The 22642-nt window shown below is 55.5% G+C and carries 19 protein-coding genes and 2 pseudogenes; 11 read left to right on the forward strand and 10 right to left on the reverse strand.

What is annotated here, in order from left to right; translation table 11 throughout:
• The first annotated feature begins 125 nt into the window (after positions 1-125).
• Entirely contained in the window at positions 126-1499 is a 1374-nt protein-coding gene (locus MEB48_RS04235) for a transposase (RefSeq protein ID WP_237882190.1), read from the forward strand.
• Positions 1500-1764: 265 nt separating this feature from the next.
• On the opposite strand, the gene MEB48_RS04240 is transcribed toward MEB48_RS04235, so the two are convergent.
• The gene (locus MEB48_RS04240) at positions 1765-2076 is read right to left on the reverse strand and encodes a hypothetical protein (RefSeq protein WP_237882192.1); all 312 of its coding nucleotides are present in this window, start codon (positions 2074-2076) and stop codon (positions 1765-1767) included.
• A gap of 479 nt (positions 2077-2555) precedes the next feature.
• Between MEB48_RS04240 and MEB48_RS04245 the strand changes: the two genes are divergently transcribed.
• Positions 2556-2888 carry a hypothetical protein gene (locus MEB48_RS04245; protein ID WP_237882194.1) on the forward strand — a complete coding sequence of 111 codons (333 nt, stop codon included), beginning with the start codon at positions 2556-2558 and terminating at the stop codon, positions 2886-2888.
• Between the two features lie 251 nt (positions 2889-3139).
• On the opposite strand, the gene MEB48_RS04250 is transcribed toward MEB48_RS04245, so the two are convergent.
• Positions 3140-3352: a hypothetical protein gene (locus MEB48_RS04250; RefSeq protein WP_237882196.1), complete on the reverse strand. Its 213-nt coding sequence runs from the start codon at positions 3350-3352 to the stop codon at positions 3140-3142.
• Positions 3353-3370: 18 nt separating this feature from the next.
• A complete protein-coding gene (locus MEB48_RS04255; protein ID WP_237882198.1) occupies positions 3371-4378 on the reverse strand; it encodes a DNA-binding protein in 1008 nt (335 codons plus the stop codon).
• Positions 4379-4559: 181 nt separating this feature from the next.
• Between MEB48_RS04255 and MEB48_RS04260 the strand changes: the two genes are divergently transcribed.
• The 3 genes and pseudogenes from MEB48_RS04260 (at position 4560) to MEB48_RS04270 (ending at position 6932) form a co-directional block, all read left to right on the forward strand.
• Positions 4560-5540: a site-specific integrase gene (locus tag MEB48_RS04260; protein WP_237882200.1), complete on the forward strand. Its 981-nt coding sequence runs from the start codon at positions 4560-4562 to the stop codon at positions 5538-5540.
• Between the two features lie 404 nt (positions 5541-5944).
• Positions 5945-6294: pseudogene (locus MEB48_RS04265) on the forward strand (transposase); the annotation flags it as partial.
• Positions 6295-6722: 428 nt separating this feature from the next.
• Positions 6723-6932, forward strand: a complete 210-nt coding sequence (locus MEB48_RS04270) for a hypothetical protein (RefSeq protein WP_237882202.1) — start codon at positions 6723-6725, stop codon at positions 6930-6932.
• A 265-nt stretch (positions 6933-7197) separates the two neighbouring features.
• Here MEB48_RS04270 and MEB48_RS29090 read toward each other — a convergent pair whose 3' ends face one another.
• Positions 7198-7527 carry an abortive infection family protein gene (locus MEB48_RS29090; protein ID WP_269137384.1) on the reverse strand — a complete coding sequence of 110 codons (330 nt, stop codon included), beginning with the start codon at positions 7525-7527 and terminating at the stop codon, positions 7198-7200.
• A gap of 80 nt (positions 7528-7607) precedes the next feature.
• Between MEB48_RS29090 and MEB48_RS04280 the strand changes: the two are divergent.
• Positions 7608-8220: pseudogene (locus tag MEB48_RS04280) on the forward strand (tyrosine-type recombinase/integrase).
• A 194-nt stretch (positions 8221-8414) separates the two neighbouring features.
• Here MEB48_RS04280 and MEB48_RS04285 read toward each other — a convergent pair.
• Positions 8415-10022 carry a tyrosinase family protein gene (locus MEB48_RS04285; protein WP_237882207.1) on the reverse strand — a complete coding sequence of 536 codons (1608 nt, stop codon included), beginning with the start codon at positions 10020-10022 and terminating at the stop codon, positions 8415-8417.
• A gap of 432 nt (positions 10023-10454) precedes the next feature.
• On the opposite strand from MEB48_RS04285, the gene MEB48_RS04290 reads away from it, so the two are divergent.
• From MEB48_RS04290 to MEB48_RS04305, 4 genes are all read left to right on the forward strand, one after another.
• Positions 10455-10610 carry a hypothetical protein gene (locus MEB48_RS04290; protein ID WP_237882209.1) on the forward strand — a complete coding sequence of 52 codons (156 nt, stop codon included), beginning with the start codon at positions 10455-10457 and terminating at the stop codon, positions 10608-10610.
• Between the two features lie 72 nt (positions 10611-10682).
• Positions 10683-12863, forward strand: coding sequence for a multicopper oxidase family protein (locus MEB48_RS04295; protein WP_237882211.1), 2181 nt, complete (start codon positions 10683-10685; stop codon positions 12861-12863).
• Between the two features lie 43 nt (positions 12864-12906).
• The gene (locus MEB48_RS04300) at positions 12907-13140 is read left to right on the forward strand and encodes a hypothetical protein (RefSeq protein WP_237882213.1); all 234 of its coding nucleotides are present in this window, start codon (positions 12907-12909) and stop codon (positions 13138-13140) included.
• 215 nt (positions 13141-13355) lie between these two features.
• Entirely contained in the window at positions 13356-13907 is a 552-nt protein-coding gene (locus tag MEB48_RS04305) for a copper chaperone (RefSeq protein WP_269137385.1), read from the forward strand.
• A gap of 355 nt (positions 13908-14262) precedes the next feature.
• Here MEB48_RS04305 and MEB48_RS04310 read toward each other — a convergent pair whose 3' ends face one another.
• Positions 14263-14910, reverse strand: coding sequence for a hypothetical protein (locus MEB48_RS04310; RefSeq protein WP_237882216.1), 648 nt, complete (start codon positions 14908-14910; stop codon positions 14263-14265).
• An 81-nt stretch (positions 14911-14991) separates the two neighbouring features.
• Positions 14992-16038, reverse strand: a complete 1047-nt coding sequence (locus tag MEB48_RS04315) for a DUF4062 domain-containing protein (RefSeq protein WP_237882218.1) — start codon at positions 16036-16038, stop codon at positions 14992-14994.
• A gap of 251 nt (positions 16039-16289) precedes the next feature.
• Here MEB48_RS04315 and MEB48_RS04320 point away from each other — a divergent pair, with 251 nt between their 5' ends.
• Positions 16290-18062 (forward strand): SIR2 family protein, encoded by a 1773-nt coding sequence (locus tag MEB48_RS04320; RefSeq protein ID WP_237882220.1) that lies wholly within the window; start codon positions 16290-16292, stop codon positions 18060-18062.
• Between the two features lie 230 nt (positions 18063-18292).
• Here MEB48_RS04320 and MEB48_RS04325 read toward each other — a convergent pair whose 3' ends face one another.
• Genes MEB48_RS04325 through yhhB form a run of 3 tightly spaced genes read right to left on the reverse strand, consistent with a single transcriptional unit; the run spans position 18293 to position 22633 of the window.
• Positions 18293-19504, reverse strand: coding sequence for a class I SAM-dependent methyltransferase (locus MEB48_RS04325; protein WP_237882222.1), 1212 nt, complete (start codon positions 19502-19504; stop codon positions 18293-18295).
• The gene (locus tag MEB48_RS04330) at positions 19489-20502 is read right to left on the reverse strand and encodes a hypothetical protein (protein ID WP_237882224.1); all 1014 of its coding nucleotides are present in this window, start codon (positions 20500-20502) and stop codon (positions 19489-19491) included. Before MEB48_RS04330 ends, MEB48_RS04325 begins: the two co-directional genes overlap by 16 nt.
• Positions 20459-22633 (reverse strand): cyclophane-forming radical SAM/SPASM peptide maturase YhhB, encoded by a 2175-nt coding sequence (gene yhhB / locus MEB48_RS04335; RefSeq protein WP_237882225.1) that lies wholly within the window; start codon positions 22631-22633, stop codon positions 20459-20461. The genes MEB48_RS04330 and yhhB overlap by 44 nt, the downstream gene beginning before the upstream one ends.
• Positions 22634-22642: the final 9 nt, after the last annotated feature.

Here is a 22642-nt window from a genome sequence, read left to right on the forward strand (position 1 = left end):
AGGTTCGAGGGACGTCTGCGGGGTCATTCGTGACTGACAGCAATCGGCCGATTCTGTTGAAAAAGTAGCTCCCCTGTCTGGCCTGCGGCAAAATCTCTGCATTGGCCAGCAGGGAAGCACGCAGCATGATGGGACAGTTATCGAGTGGGCAGGAGCGGCTGTTTTACTCGTTCAACCTTGAAGATCACATTCCAGCCAATCACCTTCTGCGCAGCATTGATCGGTGTCTCGATCTGAGCGACCTGCGCCATTACCTCGCCGATTTCTATAGCCCGATTGGGCGTCCGTCGATTGATCCTGAACTGATGATTCGCATGCTGATCGTGGGCTATTGCTACGGCATTCGCTCAGAGCGGCGGTTGTGCGAAGAGGCCCATTTGAACCTGGCGTATCGCTGGTTCTGCCGGTTAAGCCTTGAAGATGAAGTCCCCAATCACTCGACCTTTTCCAAAAATAGACACGGCCGTTTTCGGGACAGCGATCTGTTTCGCTGGTTGTTTAATGAAGTGCTGCGTCGTTGCATGGAGGCAGGTCTGGTCAAGGGTGAAGGCTTTGCCGTGGACGCCAGCATCATCAAAGCGGATGCGAGTCGGCAGCGCGGCGTACCGGGTGATGAGCCGGTCAACTGGAGCGATCCGACCCTGAGCACCCGCGCCGTGCGTGAGTATCTTGAAGCCCTCGATGAAGAGGCTCTGGCCGAAACGCTACCGAAGCGCCTGTCGCTGACGGATCCTCAAGCCCGCTGGACCGCAGCTCCAGGTGGCCCAGCGTTCTACGCTTACTCCACGAATTATCTGATCGATACCGAGCACGGCGTGATCATGGATGTGGAACCCACACCGGCTCATCGAACCGCAGAAGTCGAGAGCACCAAGACGATGATCGATCGGGTCGAAGCGCAGTTCGACATCAAGCCGGAACGCCTCATTGGCGACACCGCTTACGGTACCGCGCCGATGCTGGCCTGGATGGTGGAGGAAAAAGACATCGAGCCGCATGTGCCGGTGTGGGACAAAACTGAGCGCAAGAACGACAGCTTTTCGAGTAACGATTTCCACTGGAATGAAGAGGCCGAGGAATACCGCTGCCCGGCCGGCAACGCATTGCGCAGCGAATGGCGAGCTTTCAAAAACGAGCGTTCGCACGTCACAAAAGCCAACACCATCATCTTCCGATCCAGACAGACCGACTGCGCGACATGTCCGATGAAAGCCAAGTGCTGCCCGAACACTTCGATTCGCAAGATCGCTCGCAGCGTCCATGAAGCCGCTCGCGATGTGGCTCGGCGCATTGCAGCAACGCCGGCGTATCAGCGCTCTCGCCACGAACGTAAAAAGGTCGAAATGTTGTTTGCCCACCTCAAGCGCATCCTGAAATTGGATCGCCTGCGGCTACGTGGCCTGAGTGGCGCGACGGATGAATTCACGCTGGCCGCTGCGGTGCAGAACCTGCGACGGCTGGCCAGATTTTCATCTCAAGGGCCACCAGTCACAGGATAGGTGCGCCTGCACCAAGCAAAAAACCTCAAATTAACCCAATAACAGAGCAGCAAAGGTCACCGAAGGGCCGAAAAACCACTCAATGTGGTGAGTAGGTTCTCCGGTGGTGCTCGTGCCTGAGTTCAAGCCATTTGAAAATCCCACTTTTTCAACAGAATCGGCTAAAAGCTGACGGTGGCGACGGGTAGAGATCGCCAAGAGCAGACACTTCCCCGAAGTGCTAGTTGTTCGGGAGTGGTACGCAGACAGATAAACAATGGACAGCCTAACGACTCCCCTCGTCTCCGAAGAAATTGTCCCTTGCGACCAAGCCAAAATCATCAGGGGCGTCAGCAGCTTTGTCGCTGAACAAATTCTCGGTCCGCCGTTCCTGCTTAAGGTAAGCAATGGTCTTGAAGAAGCAGCCCTCACAGAGATGAAACTCATACCGCTCGCCGTCATGTCTGGTGCCATAACCCCAGTGAGCGTGGAGGCTGGCATATTGAAGTCCGCCATTCTCAGAACGCGTGGAACTGCTGCATGCATCACACAAGACGTCAATGACGGTCTCGATCTCGACTCTTCCCGTGATCTTCATTGCTGCCCTCTACGTATGTCTTGAATCAAGACGTCAGCATACAGTTTGCGAACCGGACCTATTGAACCGTTTGATGCAGCAACATTGACGCCACAGCGTTTGCTTGAGGCGGTTGCAGTCCCTGCTGACAGGCACCTTTCGACCCAACGATAGCAGTGGCGACAGGCAAAAATTAGCCAATTTCTGCCTTTCTTGAATGTCTGTTTTGGGAAGTGGTCCTTCGATATGGAGGTTCTCCCTGAAGAAAAGTCTCGGGAGCGGCAAGTCGCGGCTGATATGAACTCGTCAAAAGTTACGAGTCCGTCGCCCCAGTCAGCAGTGGTTCGGCCTCACGTAGCCGTATCGATAAATAGCGAACCTAAATCCTCCAGCCGTGGTTGCAGGGGATTAGACCTGAGCAGACGGGACTCTCGACTGGATAAATTCGCCATGCTGATAGAATCGCACTAGCAACCCATAACACCCCTCTGAGAATTGGCATGAATCCAGATTTAACTGAAGAAGAAATGCGCCGGGCGCTGTTCGGTGGTAGCGAGCAAGCTCCGCTATGCAGTGAGCCTCCAGTGCAAAAGCCTGTCTCGAATATCGTGTTCACGCAGCCAGCGAAAGTGGCAGAGAAAAAGAAAGTCGCGAAAACATTTACACCCAGGCTCAGAGTCACGCTTCGAGTGGGCAATGAATTTGAAGGCGAGACGCACGAGATGGTCCATGAGGCCGATACGCTAAGTACCCTCCTAGCCGAGCAAGAAGCTATTAGGGCGGCCAAGAAAAAATTCCGATTTGTGAAAGTGGTTTCGATCAAGTCGATGTAAGAGAATTTTCACGAGGCTTGCGGGCTGGGCGTGGAACGCCTTTCATTTGGTTGCTGACCCGAACGATCTCTCTAGGGTGGGGGATCCTGGCCTGACGCACTGGCGGAAATCGACCCAGTACGGCCTGTCGCCGTCGGCAATTTATGCCCAATTGCCACCGCTGATATGAGATGGTCGCCTACAGTTACAGCGCTGTGCAAGCGAACGCGGAATGTGTGCTTAGTATGCAACTCAATACAATCCCTAGAAATTCACAGCGGCGTTTCTTTACCCTTATACGCATCAAGGCTCCCCCTGCTCATTTTGGGCGCCACCTTCTTCGCTTGAGACTTGAGTCGCCCGGCGCGCTTCAGTGGCCCCGAACAATCGTCCGAGGAAACCATCTGATTCAGGCGCTCATGCGCATATTTGAGGTCAAGAGTGTTTCCAGCGGAACCGCTGCACGCCACGTCAAATTTGCTCAATCAAACTCTCCTCTGGCCTTATCTTGTGGAGCTTTCATTGTCGATATCAGGATGGCCCGCGGCTTGTCGTAGCTGAGTGAGCTCCGCAGAATATTGTTCCGACAATCTTTGGGCTTCGGCCAATTGCGTGCTTGCCTGCGCCAGGCCCTCCTCCAGTCGCTTAGCTTCGGCGCGCGACACATCGAGCTGCTCTTGAAACGCTTCTTTCGCCCCGTCTGCCTTGGCAACCGCTGTCTTCATTGCAGTAATCTCACCGGCCAATCGAAGCACCGAGTCTTCCTGCGTCGCGACTGCTTTGCTCTGCTGGCGAGCCTCACTCAGTAGGCGCTCGTTATCTCTGTTGAGTCGAGTCAGTTCATCCTGCTTAAGCATCAACGTCTGCTGGAGCTGTCGTAGCTCAACCTGAACTTGCTGCACCTGTCCTTCGTGTCGTTGCTGCTCCTGTTCACGCTGCTCCTTGACCGCGTTGCGGTAATGTTCCAGCGCCTCGCGGGAGTGAAGGTGCTTTTCTTCCAGAGAGCGGATCTGCTCATCCTTCTCCTGCACGCGAATTTCCAAGTCACTGCAATTTTGGCTCAGGCGGGCATTGCGGGTGAGCTCGGCTTGCAGGCTTGTCTGACAAATCTGCAACTCATCCGCTTGAAGCGCTAACCCTCCTTTCTGACTATCCACTTCACGCTGCAATGAGGTGAGTTCGGCACTCAAGCCGTCGAGCTTTTGCTCCAACTCGCTGCGCTGCTCGTCGAAGCGCGCCTGGGCGTACGCAAGAGCTTCGCCTCCCTCCTCCGTCATTCGCTCTAAAAGGCCGGCAACAAGCTCGGTCAGTTCATCACTCAGCCGCTCTCTAGAGGCCCGCGGTCGCGGGTCAAAATCTTCTATTTCCTTTAAATAACGGTGAATAGTCGTCTTCGAACCGGTATTGCCCAGTTCGATGCGCACGGCGTCGATGCTCGGATTCTCGCCGCGGGCGAGCAGCGCTCTCCTAGCCTCCAGGACTATCGCCCTGTTGATTCCACCGCGCGCCATTTTCCTCTCCTACGATTTCGTACTGTTTTACATACTACGTATATACATAGCATTTCCGTGGTCAAAAAAGAATAATTTACGTAGCTTTCTTTGATAAAATAATGGAGCGTTATCGCATCAGATAGGCAAAAATCGTCTTTTCCTTGGCTGGAAAAGGTACGTTTACGGTGGATGGGTCGAGATGAACAAGGCGGATCGCTACCTGCAGGCCGGCACCCGGGAGAACACCCGGCGCAGCTACCGCGCCGCGGTGGAGCACTTCGAAGTGACTTGGGGTGGCTTTCTCCCCACGACCGGGGACGGCATCGTGCGTTACTTGGCGGAGTACGCGGACCAGCACGCCATCAGTACGCTGAAACAGCGCCTGGCCGCCCTCGCCCAGTGGCACATCACCCAGGGCTTCCCCGATCCGACTAAAACGCCGGCGGTGCGGCAGATGATCAAGGGCATTCGCACCTTGCACCCCACCCAGGAAAAGCAGGCGGCGCCCCTGCTCCTGCAGCACCTGGAGCAAGCTGTTCAGTGGTTGGAACGAGAGGCGGAACAGGCCGCCGCGCGGTACGACCTGACAGGCATTTTGCGCAGTCGACGCGATATCGCCTTGGTACTGATTGGATTTTGGCGCGGGTTTCGCGGCGATGAGCTGTCACGGTTGCAAGTGGAGCACACCCAGGCGCAAACGGGCGTGGGTATCACGTTCTACCTACCGCACAGCAAAGGCGATCGTCAGCACCTGGGAACGACCTTTCGCACGCCAGCCCTGAAGAAGCTTTGCCCCGTCCAGGCCTATGTGAATTGGATTACCGTGGCGGGGATTGCGCACGGCCCGGTCTTCAGAAAGCTCGATCGTTGGGGGCATCTGGCTGAAGACGGCTTTAACGCCAACAGCCTGATTCCACTGCTGCGGCGAATTTTTAATCGCGCGGGGGTGACTGGCGATCTGTATACCAGTCACTCACTGCGTCGCGGCTTCGCCACCTGGGCCGCGGCCAATGGCTGGGATATCAAAGCGCTGATGACGTACGTCGGCTGGAAGGACATGAAGTCAGCCATGCGCTACATCGACACGGCAGATTCCTTTGGGGAGTTGGCGACAGGTCGGCCGCTCACTTCATCAGCTATTCCCCAAGTGCAAGCGTTGACAGTGGCTGAAAATCCCTAAGGGCCGGATGAAGTGTCGCGAGTAAATTTGTTTCACCGTTGATGGAACGGTTGGACTCGGTTCGCGTGGTTGTGCGCCATCTACTAAGATTTCCGGCCATGGCATCTCGCCATGAGGCCGAGCCCCGCAAAGCGGGCGGCCAATTAGCATGAGAGAGGAAATCACGTGCGCCTATCCAAGCTGAGCATTCGTAATTTCCGCAATTCAACGACAATTGATATCCCGCTAGCAGGCAATGTCGTGTTGCTGGGCGAGAATCGCGTAGGCAAGAGCAACGTGGTGTTTGCCATTCGCTTGGTGCTGGATCCGACGCTCCCTGACTCCGCACGGCAGCGGAAGCTTCCGATTTCTGGGATCGTGGGCTATCACGTATTCTCTACGTCGAGATCGTAAGGTGGACGATCATAAAACGCCTCATTGAAGGTGAGACTCGAACTCAAATCACCTTGCTGCCGGATTGTCTGGACGATTAAGTAGCGGAAAAAAATCCGGTGCGTGTGGTCGACGAACTCGACCTGGGTGCACTCGGTTTTGAGGGTGTTGATCCTGCTGCCACAGGTCCTCCGGCCTACCATCCAGCGGTCTTGCTGAAGATCCAAATCTACGGTTACCTCAATCGAATTCAGTCCAGCCGCAGCTGGAGCGCGAGGCCGAGCGCAACGTCGAGTTGATGTGGCTAACTGTTCGCCTGGTCCCGGACTTCAAAACCTTTGCCTACTTTCGCAAGGACAACGGCAAAGCCATTCGCAGCGTATGAGCTTCCTTTTGGAACGCTCAGTTACTGAATGGGAAGTACCCACTTCCTGAGCAAAACCCTGCCGAGAGTAGTGGCGCCCTCCTACCAGAAGCTATCATGCAATATCCGATAACTTTCAGCCCCGGATATTGCATACCCCCCCTAGACACGCAAGCTACGCCATTCCAGTACCACATTGGTCCACTCATGTGCATCCCTTAGCCGGCGCTCGACATCTTCGAGTGCTTCCACGAGCTCAATTTCTGTTGCTGAGTTGGAGGAAATTAAGAAAAAAGCGGAGGCAAACAGTAGCGCGCCCTGAGCCTTCACGCTGCGCGAGCTGGCGCGCGATACCGAGATCTTCCTCCGGCTTCCTGCCGACCGCCCCACCTTCCCTCCCTAACGATTGACGACTGTTACGCTGAAATCTCCACGGAGGATTCGCGATGCCAAATTCAGACCTGCTCCCTTCCCTGCTGTTTAAGCTCAACGAAAACCAGCTGGCTCTCGAAGCCGCCATCCTGGAGCTTTCGAACTGGGTCGAACAGCACGGATCCGCCGAGATTGCCGACAACGTGCGCGGCGCCCTTGAAGCCATCAATAGGAATGAGGAATTCATCAAGATGACGCTCGCAGTGATGATGGCGCCGGAGTGACGGCTATCGAAAGCAGCCCCTCGCGACAGGCAAAAAACGGCCGATTCTGTTGAAAAAGTCGGCCATGGTTTGCGCATCAAAAAAGTACGCGTCCGAGATTGAATTCTTTACTTCGGGCAGAGGCTTTCAGACTCGGATTTCACGTAGTCGCGTGCAAAAAAGGCGTTTTCACCAATCAATGATCAGGTAGTTTTGGCAGACCGACTTTTTCAACAGAATCGGTCAACAGCAGTCATTCAGATGCGTCTACGAAAATAGTGGCGATTCAGTTCAAGCCTTCTCTGTGGCGGAAGGTCTCCGACACAAAGTCGATGAAGGCAACCGCGGACGCTACAGCAAGCCGAGCATGCCGCGGCTGAAGTCCGCGATGTTGACCGTCTCTCCCGTGTCCTGTGCCGTATAGTCCACGCAACTGAGCAAGGTTGTTCGTGAGTTGGGTAAGATTTCGAAGAATCAAACGAATGTTATCCGCCCCCTTGCCCCGAACAAGTCGGGGCCTTTGGTTCGGGCTGGCCTTCAGTGCGTTTTCACACAGTCTGGACCCAAAGCAGACGGTTAGTATTGGCTGAAATCGGCCGATTTCTGCCCGTCGCAATCGTCAGCTTTGGGTCGGATAGCGACCACCAGCCATGTGACTAATCCACCCTTGTCCTCCCTCAACGTGGAGGACGAGCCATGAACACTGCTAGATACAGCCCTCAGCCTTGGAACAAGGGAAAGCTTGTCGGGCAGAAAGCCCCGCTCCGAGTCAGAGATATCTGGGCCATCCGCGTAAGACTTCAGCTTGCTGAGAAGACCCGTGATTTGGCGCTGTTCAACTTGGCCATCGATAGCAAGCTGCGTGCCTGTGACTTAACCAAGTTGCGAGTCCGAGACATCGCCCATGGGGAGCATGTGTCGTCACGGGCCATCGTGATGCAGCAGAAAACTCAGCACCCAGTGCAATTTGAAATCACCGAGCAAACCCGAACGGTCCTGGAGGCTTGAATGCATCAGGCTCACCTCCGTGGGGAGGACTTCTTGTGTCCGAACCGGCGGCTCAGACCATCTCTCCGCCAGGCAATACGCTCGAATAGTCAAAGCGTGGGTGACAGCCATTGGCCTTGACCCAACCATGTACAGTACACACAAGCTACGGAGAACCAAGACATCGTTGATCTATCGCAGGACGAAGAACCTGAGAGCTGTCCAACTTCTGCTTGGTCATACGAAACTTGAAAGCACTGTCAGATACCTGGGAATCGAGGTCGATGATGCCCTGGAAATGGCGGAACAGAGGGAAGTCTGACAAACCAATTATTGGAAGGTCTAGCGATGTCTAGCGAATTTTGCTAGACATCGCTAGCAGTTCTTCGGAAACCCGAACGCATCAATTGCTCAGGTTCAGATCGAGATCCGTCCCCACCGACACGCCCCCCTGGGCGCAGCGACCGAAGATTGCCTCCGGCCGCCGCGCTAGCAGTGGGCAAAGCTAGCTGTGGATCAGTAGGTTTCCAGCTTAAACGGCGCGTCCGCAGTGGCAGCGTTGCCTGTGCTGAGCAGACCTGCCGCATTTGGCTGCGTCAGGACCGTGTCACGGGTCTGTATTTCCACCTCGATACTGTCGTCGTCAATCGCCGAGTTATCGGCGTTGAGTGGCAGCTTGAAGGTGGCCTTGGCCTCCAGGTGCGTCTGGCAGTTCATGCAACCTTCGACGTGCCAACGGCTGAGGATCGGTCGGGTACCGAGGTACTCGCGCTTGCCGTCGACCTTGGCGTAGGCCGAGATCAGGAACGAACCACGGATTTTCGCTCGGTTGACACGGCTGATCCGCAGGGTCTTGCCGGTTGGCTGTGGTGCCTCGGCCTTGAACAGCAACTGCTTGGCGGGTTGGGCATAGGCATCCAGGGAGCCGGCGCCATAGACGTAGCCCAGTTGCTTCTCGATGTTGATGCAGTCACGGGTGGTGAAGGGTTTTTCGTCGGCCTTGACGAAGGGGTCCAGGGTGGTGTCCAGGCTCAGTATGGCGTTCGGGTCCAGGCCCGCGCCGCCCGCAGGGGGTTGCACGCCGCCGGGTTTATAGTAAGTGGCTCCGGGATCCTGGGGGTCGATGCTGAATTCATCGGTGACCCCTTGCCGGCGCTGCCAGGTCCAGAACACATAGTCGATAAAGCAGTGGTGGAAGAAGAAAACCGGGTCCAGGCCAGCGGTTTCATTCTCGCCCATATCGCCATTGGCCCCGGGAATCGCCGAACTGTCGCCCTGGCCCGGGTAGTCGAAACCGCCGACCGCCAAGTGCATGAAGTTGTGGGGCTCCTCCAGCGACACATGGTGAGGGCCCTCCGGGACGGCATCGTTCTTCGCGCCGGCGGAGGTGGTATTGGAGAACAGCGTGTAGTTCGGAGAGTCGAGGCAGGCTTCGAAGCGACTGAACACCTCGCCGCGCCACTTGCCACCAATCTTGATCTTGCCGCTCAGCCAGGTGCTGACGTTCTCATTGAGGTAGGTGATGTTCTTCGCCGTGTCCTTGAACTGCGCGTTGTGTACCGCCGTGGCTACGCGGTCCGATTCGGTGCCCAACAGCCCGGACAGCGGATAGCGCACGGTCTCGTAGCCCTCGGGTTTGCTGTAGATGATCGGTGTGTCCTTGACCTCATCGTTGATGGCTTGCGGGAACACAAAAGAGCGCAGCGGGTTTTCGATGTTCTGACCGTCGATCACGAAATATTCCTGGGTCAGGGCCGACGGCAGGCCATTTTCTCGTGACTCGTCGCTACATTCATCCCAGAACGGCAGGGTGACGTTTTCACATTTTGGGATACTGCGCAGCGCCTCCTCCAGGCGCCAGAGATAGGCGCGGTGCCAGCTCGGAAAGAGCACCGTGCCGTGCTGGCAGTAGCCGCCCCACCAGTTGGGGTCGGTCTTGCCTTCACCACGGAACGGTTCGCCATGCAGACCACCGATGGAGAAGAAGGAGTTGGGGTGGCTGGCGGGAAGATCCTTGATGCCTTTCCAGGCGCGGATCAGTGCTTCAAGTTCATCTTTCTTGCCGTGGTCATAATCGTACTGAACATCACTGAGAGAACGGCGTACACGAGGGGCGGATGACATGGTGACCTCCTTGTTGCCAGAAGTCCCGAAAGGCTCGGGGGGTACTGCTCCGTCGTCAGCATATATGGGATCTAGCAACGTGCCAGTACGAACGCCAATACACAGACCAGCGGCTCATATTGGTCGAAAACAGATGAGCAACGGTTTTCAGCCTGAAACGGTCCCGCCGCGATCGCAAAAAAGTCGCCGGAACTCCCCTCCTCGCTAATCACACTCCCACACCCGTCGATCAATACCACTCAGCACCTGCCTGAGAAAACGCCTTGCAGGTGGAAGGGCGCCAACTATGCTCCCCGGAAGCTGCCCTTGGGCATTGGTTTCAGGCAGCAGGACCTCCGGTTTTGCCGTCCGGGCATCGCAACGTTGATTAGCAGGACGCTACACACCTGACGACGCAAGCGCGTTCGCCGCGGTGTTCCCCAGGAGGGAGCCATGCCCGCACCAGGACAGTTCTTGATTGCAATCCCAATCTACGATGGCGTGGACTTGCTCGACGTCAGCGCCCCGTACGAGCTGTTCAATTGGATGGCCCGGATTGAATCGCAGCACAACCCCGCTGCACCACCCCGCATGCCGCTTGCCATGTAATTCAGCTGATCAAAGGACACACGGCCGTCAAGGCCGTCGCACACATTCGCGCAGTGGCGCAGGGAGCACAACATGACTTCGCTTCGTATAGTCCTGGCCGGGTTGATGGTCTGTACAGCCTCCACGGCAGCGCTCGCCGAACTCGCCGCCCAGCCTTTCCTCGCACCGCCCAGGCTCCTTGAAAAAGGACCGACGGGCACGCTGAAGGCGACCGAACTGGCCGTTCCGCAAGGTGGTTGCAACCCGGCGGGCGACATCACCCGTGACGGTCAAACCGTCGAACTCAACCTGCAAGTGCAAAAGCGCGAAAACTCTATCTACAACCCGGGCAATCCCGACGGCGCCAAGGACCAGGTCAAGCTACGTTCCTATGGCGGCTGCCTGTCGGGGCCGCTCATCGATGTGCAGCCAGGCAACACCCTGCGAGTGCACCTGGACAACCAACTGGAGAAAAACGATCCCAGCTGTCCGGGGGGAAGCGATCCGGCGAATGGTGGGGCGGGTTGCTTCAATACGATCAATCTGCATTACCACGGGATGCACGTCTCGCCGTCGGGCAACAGCGACAACGTGCTGTTGAACATCGCTCCACAAACCAAATTCGAATACGAGATCAACATCCCCACCGATCACCCTTCGGGCACCTTCTGGTACCACGCGCACCGGCATGGTTCCACGGCGCTGCAAGTAGCCAGCGGTGCCGCGGGCGCCCTGATTGTGCGCGGCAACCGCCCCTACACCGGCAGCAATCCAGGCGACATCGACACCATTCTCAAGAACGCTGCCGGGAAGCCCATTACCGAACAAGTCTTTCTGTTCCAGCAAATCCCGTATGCCTGTTTCGACGACAAGGGCGCCATCATTACGCAAAAAGATGGCACCTGGACGTGTCCCAGCGGCAAGACAGGTGTGGTAGAGAACTTCGATGCGCAACTCTCCTCGCCCACTGTCTGGGATGAGAGCGGTCGGTTCACCAGCATCAATGGCGTGGTGCAACCGACCCTCCAGGGCATTGCCGCGGGAGAAATCCAACGCTGGCGCTTCATTCACGGGGGTATCCACGACACCGTGAACCTGCAGATCGTGCCCATGAACACGACCAATCCCAAAGCCAGTCTCGCGCTCAAAGGTGTGCTCAGTGGTACACCGAAGGAACAGGCTGCGCTGATCGCCGACCTGTGCCCGGTGACCGTGCCCGATTCCAGCAAACCGGTCGAGCTCGTCCCTCAATTCGAGATCGCCGCCGACGGACTCACGCGCACCGCAATTCGACCCATCGGCGTGAACAAAAAGAGCGTCAGCGGTGGCATCGGCAGCAACTTCCTGCAACCCGGTTATCGCAGTGATGTGTTGCTGATGTTCCCCCGCGACGGCACCTACTGTGTGCTGAACCAGTCGGCAACACCCGCAGAACGTGCCAATGCCGGCCCCAATGGTGGCCCGGGCGGCCAGGGCCCGAACGAAACCCAATTGCTGGCAACGGTGATCGTCTCTGGCGGCAAGGTCGTGACCGACGATCCGCAAAGCTATATCCAGCAAGCGCTCTACGACGCCAACAAAACGGACCCATCGCTACCCGCCTCGGCCCTCGAAGGATTGCGTACCGGCAATCTGAACCCTTGGCGCGGGATGGACGACCTCAAGGGTGCGGTGGTCAACAACGATATCCAGAAGGTTGCCTTCTTCATCGGCAATCCGCCATTCCCGCCCTCACCGCCTGCCACCCCGCCGAAAAAACCGGGAGATCCGTGGACAGGCGCGTTCGGCTTTTTCATCAACTACAAGTCCTATGACCCCGACCGCATCGACTTCACTCGCCAGGTCAACACCACCGACGACTGGGTGCTGAGCTCGCAGGGCGAACCCCACATCTTTCACATTCACGTCAACCCATTCCAGGTGATGGACGTGCTCTACGCCAAACCCGGCGAGAAACCCAAAAGTATCTTCGGCCCCAATGGCGAGTGCCTGGTTCCGGCCGACGAACTGGGCCTGCAAAACCAATACTGCGGGATGTGGCACGAGTTCAAGGACACCCTCTTCGTGCAGAACGATTACCAGGTGTTGGTGCGCACGCACTACGACCGTTACATCGGCGAGTTCGTCATCCACTGCCACATCCTCGACCACGAAGACGGCGGCATGATGACCAATATCCAGATCGTTCCAGACCTCAAAGCCGTTGGCGGCGGCATTGGCATGGCCGGCATGAAGCACACCTCGAATCAACCGTCGGCCCCCCATCAACATTGATGGGTAATCCGATTGCACGAAAATTGTCGACAAGGAGTCGGGCATGACAATTAATTCCACAACCGCGCCTGTCACCGACCCCACCTGGTATGGGCAGATCCGCGATATGTTCACCTCCGAGGACCGGGGGCACATGGCCAGGCAAGGCCTCGACCTGGCCAGCTACGGCGTAGTGGAGGGCAAAATGCCGCCGGGGCAACCCTGGTCCCCTGACTGGGTGGGTAAGCGTTCTCAAGCGAAGTGGTGTCGTGAGTTGAGAGCGACCTCATGCGACTAGGCCCTGTTCTACGCAGTTTTACTTACGACCCCTGGCCATTGCTTTTGGCCACGGCGGGACTCGGCCTGGCCCTTTCCGTTTACAACGGGGTCAACACAGAAGGTCCCGCGTTTTGCGTGGCCGTGAATGGGCTATCGATCATCACCAGTTGGCCCGCTGCACTGCAAGCGGAGCTCGCACTGAACCCACTCCACCGAATCCTGGCGGGTTGGGCCTTGATGCTTCTGGCCATGATGCCGCCCCTTTTGGCGATGCCACTCATGCATGTCTGGCGCTCTAGCTTGCCGAGCAGACGAATACGAGCGTCAGTCGGATTCCTGCTCGGTTACTGTGCGCTGTGGATGGCCGTCGGCCCCATCCTGATAGCCCTGCAGTTGCTGCTACAGATTGCTGTCGTAAAAAACGCCCTGGCCGTGGCACTGCTGATCGCGATGCTATGGAGCGCGAGCCCGTGGCACCACGCTGCACTCAATCGTGGCCATCAACGGCGGCAAATAGGCCTGTTCGGCTGGGCTGCCGACAGGGATTGTCTGATCTTGGGCATGACGCATGGCGTATTTTGTATTGTTTCGTGCTGGGCCTGGATGTTAGTGCCGCTTGTTAGCGGTGCATGGCACATTCCGATGATGTTGTTCGCAGGCGTAATCTTGCTCGCTGAACGGCTCACGCCTCCTGGCCCGCCACGCTGGGGCTGGCACCCGGTTTTTTCACCGATTTACCTTTACACCCTCCTCACTAAACGCAATGCGCAGCGTCCCCAAGATTAAAGGGGGTTGTTCAAGCCATCGTTGCAACCTTACGTCTACTCGTAGCGGCGAGTAAGGACTATCCACCCAGGAAAAACGGAATAGAAGCTGTAGAACAATAATTGGAGCGGGAAACGAGACTCGTATCGGGTGCCCGACTCATTGAAATGTAAGGGGTTTATTTTCTTGCCAGGGCAGGAAAAGACTTAATTCTGGACTTGTTTTCACAGCGTATCAAGAGGCAATTGGAGCGGTTCCAAACCAAGCGATTGAGCTTCTTTCGTAGCCAGCCGGACAAGCGTTCATCAAACTGATGGCATCAATGGGCAAGATTATCAGTAGATGATGTTTGCCTATAGCAGCAGCTCAGTTCCCACTAGGGATACTGGGTCAGCGCGAATTGAACGCGGAGGTGTAGCGCAAGCCGCGCCCGCCATTTCTCCACAATCAGCCCCGCTAAGTCTTTGATGTTGCCGTCACTTGTATTAGCAATGGCGCGTACGGCAGAAAGCAGGTTATCTGCCAAATCTTGCTTCGGACTCATTCCGACGACACGGACCAGATTGATTGTAGCTTGCTGTTGGGTTGACACGCTCTCGTCCCAGTCTTCCGGCCACTCGAAGCGGTGTTTATAAAAGTTCGCAGCTCCGTTGGCGATTGCAACGTAGCTAAGGCCTAACTTCGGATTGATCTCCGCCTCTAGCGACATCACGGCGTCCTTGCGTATGGACTGTCCGTTTAGCTCGTAGATCCGCTTTACAATCGAGACCGTCTCTGTGATTGCCGCCTGAATGAGTACAAACATGGCTCCAACGAGCACGCCAGCCTCGTCGTACATCAGCTCCGCCGGATAATCCCAAAACTTGCGCCCTGGATACCCCAACCCCCTGAGTCGCTCAGACCAAGCAACCAGTGTTTGTTCAGTTAGCTCCGCGTGCGATCGAATTACGTTTGAAAGAGGAAACTGATCGAGTAGGTCTTCTAGTCCCTGCACCAATCTCAATGTGTGTGTCTGCGCGTCCAAAAACGTCCTCCTATGTGGCGCCCTTGATCCCAAGGGGTTAGCTATTAAAGCGCGAACTCACAAGGCAAACATCGAACAAGACTACGTTGATAGCTTTCGCGCAAAGCGGAACATCACGTCATCGAGCCAGCGGCTGTAAGCGCCTTTAGAGGCGGGAATCATCAATTGGCGCGCCTCCAGGCTCTGCTCTGAACGGTGTGGCATCGACATGCTAGTGACCGAACCCGCCGGAGGCTCAGCAAACACTTTATAGGCCACGCCATACAGTCCGAGTTGGAGCCATCCACCTTTCCCCTCGCTTAGCAGCTCAAATGCTGCAAGTGCCGCCGCCCTAACACGAGATGGAGAAATGTAGTACGAGGCGAAGGAATTGCCGGCCGATGATGGGTTGGTCAGGGAGATCGACAACCAACTCATTCCACTATCATGATGTCTCCACACAAGACCTTTGGTATCCAGCCCCGTCAGATCAGCGTTGTCAAAATCATCGTAGCCTGCCTTGAGCTCACCCAATCCTGCCTGGCAAAGCTTCAAGAAAAACGCCTCGTGCTGCATGTGGGCCGCGCGCAGACTACCTGCCAGCTTAGGCTGCGGCAGGAAAGCGAGCTCCAGGCGCGTTTCATCACTCCGGATACCCCACCGACTGTCGTTTGGTCGCTGCTGAAGCTCACGAACGAAGTCTTGCTCAGAAATGGCTTCACGGCTGACAGCCATCTGGCTGAGCGCACGGACAACGCCGTCCGACAGCTCCTGCTCATTGGTAAAGGTCACCCGGAACAGGCCATCAACGTAGTCGGATACTTCCCAGCGAAAATCTTGCTGCTTCCCCTCAACTGGCAGCTCTTGCAGAAATGCCAGAATTGGCTTACCACCAGCTTTTGCTCGACGGAACTCCTGCTGGGTCACCGATTCCCCGCTGCTTGTTTGATATCCGAACTCTGCCCCGAGGATGAGCACCACAATATCCGCCTGATCGACCTCCGTCATGCATGCCTCTTGGGAAGAATAAGGTCTTGCGCCAAAGTCCTCGCACATCACTGGAGTATGGCCAAGCAGTGAAACTGCCTTTTTGGCTGCAGCACGATATTGCTCAAAATCGCGTACAACGGAGCTGACGAACACCTTCATAGAAATCCCCCATTAAATGCCTGCGCGCCCCCTGTCGTAGAAGCATAGCGATCATACCGTCTGGCTGACGTGTCGTGTCACTGCAGCCATCTCCTTTCCCTTGCCCTCTCAGCGAACGAAACCGCTGTTGTGAAAAAAGGGGCTTTTGATCGGCGTCCACGACCGCGCCATCCATTACACTAATCTCGGCAAAGGACATCGTTTCCGCATCATGACATCCGGATATCTCCCACGATCTCAAGGACTACTGCATGACTACCATTGCTAGCGATCCCACGACCCAGCTTGCATTCTCCATGTATGAGAACAAGGGTGTATATGCAGTGCTGCTTGGATCTGGGGTTTCTCGTTCTGCCGGGATACCCACGGGCTGGGAAATCACGATGGAGCTGGTCAAGCGGGCAGGCATTTCCTCGGGCGCGGGCGAACAAGAGGACTGGCTCTCCTGGTACGTAGGTCAGACAGGGCAACAACCCAATTACTCATCACTGCTGGAGACTCTGGCCAGTACACAAACGGAGCGACGAGCGATTATTCAAGGTTTCCTCGAGCCCAACGAGCAGGAACTGGAGGATGGCCTAAAAGTGCCTACACGAGCGCATCACGCGATCGCCGCCATGGTTAAGTCCAGCCACGTGCGCGTCAGCATCACCACCAACTTTGACAGATTAATGGAGAATGCCTTACGCGATCTTGGGATTGAGCCAACGGTGGTCACTTCAGTCGATACGTTGGTTGGAGCTGAACCGCTTCCCCATACACAATGCTACATTTTCAAGGTTCATGGCGATTACAAAGACGCGAGGATTCTTAACACAGACGTAGAGCTGAGTGAGTACCCCTCCGAATTCAACACCCTCCTTGACCGCATCATCGATGAGTTTGGGTTGATAGTCGCTGGGTGGTCGGGCGAATGGGATCACGCATTGAGAACTGCGCTTCTTCGGGCTCCATCTCGGCGCTACCCCACCTTTTGGCTGGCACGTGGTCGGCTGTCCGAGCGCCGGGAGGAATTGGTAGCGCACCGCCGCGCATCCGTGGTGAGAGGTGCTGACGCAGACATTTTTTTTGACGAACTGAATGTGAAGCTTGAGACCATTCAGCAGTCGCACCAGCCCAACCCCCTCGGAATCGAACTCGCCATCGCGATGGCAAAGCGCTTTATTGCCAAACCCGAGCACAGGATCCAGTTGGACGATTTGGTGGCAACTCAAACTCATCAAGCCATCGGCCACTTGGCACCGATTTTCGAATCTCGTGAAGATCGCAGATCCCAATCGTTCAATGACTGGGTTCTATTGTTTGAGGCATCCATCGAGCCGCTAGCAAGGCTTTGCACTGTGCTGGGACGCTGGGGTACCGGGAATGAATCAAATTTGGTGTTGGACGCTATCAAAGGGCTTTACGCCGAAGCACAAAAGGAACAGTCCGGCTACACCCACTGGCTGGCGTTGAAGAGCTACCCAGCCGCTTTGATCATGTATGGCTATGGCATGGGACTTACCCGCGCCGGACGCCTGGATGAATTGTATAAACTCCTTGGCTCTGCACTGATGAACAGGCGCGAGATGCCAGGTGTCATGGGTGAGGAGCTATCACCGTTTTACGTTGAGGATGGCACCGGTTTGCTTCAACATTGGAGAGGATTCGAAGGTCAGACAAATGCCAAAACTCCTCTGAGCGATAGGTTGGCGAGCGTACTGTCTACTCGCTGGGCTCAGAGCTTTGCCGGAGTACATGACTCGGTGCTTCTCTACGAGCGATTCGAATTTCTGTGCCTTCTGCGTTTCATCCAACAGCGTGGTGTTAACGAAGATGTGCTCAATGACATGATTGAGAAAAACCAGTTCCGGCAAATCGCAATGGGACGTCTCACTTGGCACTCAGAGACTATCAACCGCTTTATCCATGAGTACTCGACGGACGAGTACAAGGCACCCCTGCTAGCCGCTGGATTTGCCTTGGGCAGCCAATCCTACCTTCAACGCTTCTTGGAAGGTCTGCAGCGATTGTCGAGGTGGTGATTAGTAAGTTCGGAATCCTCTAATAGCTGAGTCATCGCCCGGATAGACGAGTACTCGCCCCTTCCCCAGACGAAGATTACCAACAAGCTGGTTTAGCACGATACATTTAACGCAGTCCGCAGAGCCTGATCGGAATAGAACAGGCTCTGTCGATTACCGACAGCGGACGCTAAGTCAACGTTAACACGTCACGTCTAAAGACAACGTTTGGGCGCCCTTCGCCTACCCCATTATGCTTCAGTCCGAAAATCTTCTGGCTGATGAAAAATTATGGCCACATCTTCGCAAGACGTTTCATCGGCCATTCTAATAGGCGGCACCTTTAGGCGCTCGACGATGACCGTTGTGAAACCCGGCAGATCAGGTACGTCGCCATCGCCAAAGTGCGGGTGACACAGAACGCCTCCAGGATTCAGGAGAAGCTTCATCCGCCTCGCCGTATCACTGCGCTCCTCTTCAGCTCCCTGCTTATTTGGAGAGTAATCAAACGGATCAAAAAATATGAAGTCGTACCGTTGATCAATGGTGAGCTGCTTCCAATCTCCGTAGTGGGGATGCACAGACGGATTTGCCTCAGCAAAACGCTCCAGGTCTTGGTAGACGGCCTTTTCGATCTCAACAATATCGTGCCGGGTAGGCTTCATATGCTCCTGTATGAGACTGGCCGAGATGCCTAGCCCGAAACCAATTTCCAGCACGGTTGCTGGATTGAGGTAGGCAAGTCGAAAAAACAAGGCCCTGAAGTACTCCTCTTCGGTACGCGACATGACCACCTGGCCACCCCAAACGAGCACGTCTTCATTCTTTTCGTCAAAATCCAACTCGATCGAACTCATAGGGTTCTCAACTATGCCGCCTGCCTGATCCGTGGACTGACCAACCAATTGACGACCGACGTCATGACATTGCGATGGGGTTTCATTGCGAACGGTTAAACCGTCGTCATCCGAGCCGACCACAGCTTCCTCGTTCCTATCGGCGGTCGGCCTGTGCCATACCAACACAAGCTGAGAGTCATCAGGCCCTGTCGCATCGACAAAACCAGCATGCTCAGCCGCCTTGCGCGATGATGTATTGGATTTGCGCATATGCGCGTAAATGACATCGTGTTGACTGAGTGCACAGCAACGCAGGTAGGCAATGCGACCAATCTGACGGCCCTGACTGGGCCTGTTCAGAAATACGTGAAAGGATGCATGAAGGCCACGGATCGGATCATCGACGATATTGATGTAAGCGGCACCTGCCCTCTTGCCATTGGCCAATATGATCCAAGCCTCTCCTCCCGGCCCACCTCCTCGCTCACGCGAACCCGGGGTTTTTACCAACTCGATAGCATCTGCGCAGACAGGGCCCAACTTTGATTTGGCTTTTCCTGCAGGAGGGTTAAGCGTCTGCCGCTTGGCTACTTTCGCCTTCGTACCGCTCAACGATCGAGCCATGGCGACTCTCCCAAGCCGAGAAGTAGCCGATCGCAACTTTGAGCCCAGAACTCCGCTGGGAAGAAACCTGGAGAAAACGCAATCACGATATCTGCAATACGATCCACCAGGCCGTGCCGTTGCAATGCCTGGATTAACTCATCAATACGATTCAACACATCCGGTAACGGGCAGTTCAAAGGACACGGATGCTCAACCGAATCACTGTCGCCGTCATACCTATTGCAGAAGTAGTCCATGTCAATGTGAAGCAAGATGGCTGCTTCATTCCCTTCTAGCCCCTCAAGCCAAGCGTCGAGATCATCAGTGAATCGATAACGCCCGCGCCCTACTCCTTTCTCAACCGGAATAAGCGAAACCGCAGGACGATTCTCACCGGGACTCAGCAACGTATCTGCCAGCAGTTCCAGATTAATCAACGAATCATGCGTACCGATGCATTTGGGGCCTTGGCAAAGATGCCGCACATCTGTTGCAGGGGCGTAGTGAAGAAAGGGTGTCAAAAAACTACCCATCCCCAAAGCGCCGCTCATGATCGCTCTCGCTACCGTGCTGGGCTGAAGCAAATTGACGACCTGTTTTTCGATTGGATCGATCCAACCGTCAGCATGTTCAAAGAGTCGAGGCGCACCTAGATCTTTATGGTCATCGACATGAAGCACGGTAAGTTCGGAATGCTGCGGATTCCTGGCCAACCACTCGCTCCAGCTTTCCAGTGTCCATGTATCATTCAACGACAGCAGCACCCGCCCCCTGCGTTTACGAGCGACAGCCATATCCTGACAACGCAAATCATCGCCCCACCATGCAAGGCCATCGTTGAGCAGAGGGTCGATATAGCGATACGGATCATCCGACCATCCCAGCTCCAAACTCCAGAGATCGCCGGCCTGACTGGCTATCGCATCTTTATCGCAGAAATAGTCCCGAAGCTGAGCATGTCTTTGTTGTGGGTCAAGTGACAGTCGGGACAGTGGAATGGTGATCGGCAGACTCATAGGACTCTGTCCCTTCCTGGGCGGCGCGGTTCAATATGTCAACAAGACTCAGCCCGACCTGCGTCAATGGACACTCTTTCAGCGTGGCGAATGCCTGCTTCAGGTGCAGATCGGTGTCTTCGATTTGGTTTACCGCGCGCGAGCTGAGGCTCACTGGCCCGTGGTCACGCACATAAATCCAGAAACGCTTGAGCTCTACAAAAACGAAGACTGCATGGAGCAACCCAGAGGGTGGTCGCAAGTCCTCTCTCCAAGGAGACACGACTTGGGCAGATGTACGCTCGACAGTCGGCGCGTATCGCTCCAGGAGATAGAGTTTTTGGTGACGATGTTCATGGATCAATGAGTCCGCCAAATCGTACGGATCAATCAATCCCTCACCTTGAGAAATCGACACGTAAAGTGCGCCTGGAACGGAATTGTCACTGAACGATACGATTTTTTTTGGATCTGCGGTGAGATCACGAACAAATTGAACAGCACTGCATGCTGCCAATATCTCGGCCGCGAGCTCTGGACGCCAAGCTTTAACGATCGCCATGGCACACTCAACAAGCTCTCGCCCGGCATCCACAAGCTCATCGCCTTCGAAGAAAATAGCGTCTCCGAATGGTGCCCTCAGCCAACGGTCATCACGACCAACATCAAGGTCTGCACCATCCTTTTTCTCACCAGCCAGTGTAAGCAACAGATCCAGATAGACCGGGCTAACTGCAACGGGCTGACCGTCCACTGCTAATAGGGTGTGCCCTCGGTTCTGAGCCACTACCGCACTCGACCATGCGATGGCACCTGGATGAACTGCCACAGACTCAAAGGTGGCACCATCCATTGATTTAAGCTGCGTGGCTCGATTGTCCTGCGCGAACAAACTCAACGCCTCGTGCAGACGCCTAACCGCCTCCTCTCGGGCACCGCAACACAGCCAATCCAAGTGAGGTCGGGAGGTCTCGGCCAATTCGAAACGGGTCAAGTCGAATGAGTCAGGAAGCGACACTGTGGGCTCCTCAAACAAATCGGAAGAAAGATGCTCCTTCAGTCGATTGTTGATGTGCGAGACCAACCGCTTCATTTCGTTGCAGTACACCGTTGGATTACTAAAGCCATTCTCATCGAAGCGATGAGGAAGTGAGCCGCCACCACAGACTTCTACGATTGCACATGACTGGCAAGTGGCTGACAGACCATCCTTGCGCAAATAACGCCGATGCTGCTCGATGGAAGGTGAAAGAGCCACCTGAGCAATGGACGTATCTGACACTGTTCCTCCGAGCTTGGTCGCTCCATCCTGGGTAACTTTCAGAACGTCCAGATCGTGATAGCTGCCATCAGTCTCAATCGACAACAAGCTCACGTCACCAAAGCCAAATGCATCAGTACCTGAGGGCAGCCCTGCGCTGACATCGAGCAGAGCCTCAAAGGTTCTCAGTGGGATGTGCGCATATTGGTCGAACCAGACATCAAATGCATTGACCAGCCAATTCTCGTACAGACCTGGGTCTTGGTTTCGTCCTGGAGGTGGGCGAAGCCAGTGGGCGTCGGGTAACAGGAAATCCAAACGCGGAATGCTGAATTGATCAAAATATTCAAACAGCTCATTCGCGCTTATCGAAGCGTCCACCACAGCAATGACACCCGAGAAGATCGACGGATACTGCTGCAGACGCTTGAGTGCCTGCTCTGTCTGATCAAAACTCGAACGCCCCTTCCGGGTCAGACGATGCTTGTCGTTAGTAGACTTAGGTCCATCGAGACTGAGCGACACGCCGATGTCAGCTTTCTCAAGGATACCCAGTGCCTCGTCAGTCAACAACAGACCATTCGTCTGCAGGCTGACATCAACAGAAACGGTACAGTCCTCACGCAGAAGTTGCGCAAAACTCGCTAGCGCTTGAGCGCCTGCCAACAAGGGCTCACCACCATGGAAAATGACTGCACAGTGCTTCAGATTAGTCTGAAGTACGTACTCCGCGAGTCGTCGGGCAAATGCCTCACGGTGCTCAGCGGAGAGAAATTTGGGCATGGAGCGCCAACTCTGATCCGCGTGGTGGTAGACATAGCAGTAATCGCAATCAAGGTTGCATCGCGAAGCCAACTTTACCAAAAACGACGAAAACTTAGTGGCGTCCATGCAGACGAC

This window comes from Pseudomonas sp. PGPR40 (genome assembly GCF_022014505.1).
In the GTDB taxonomy this organism is placed as follows: Bacteria; Pseudomonadota; Gammaproteobacteria; order Pseudomonadales; family Pseudomonadaceae; genus Aquipseudomonas.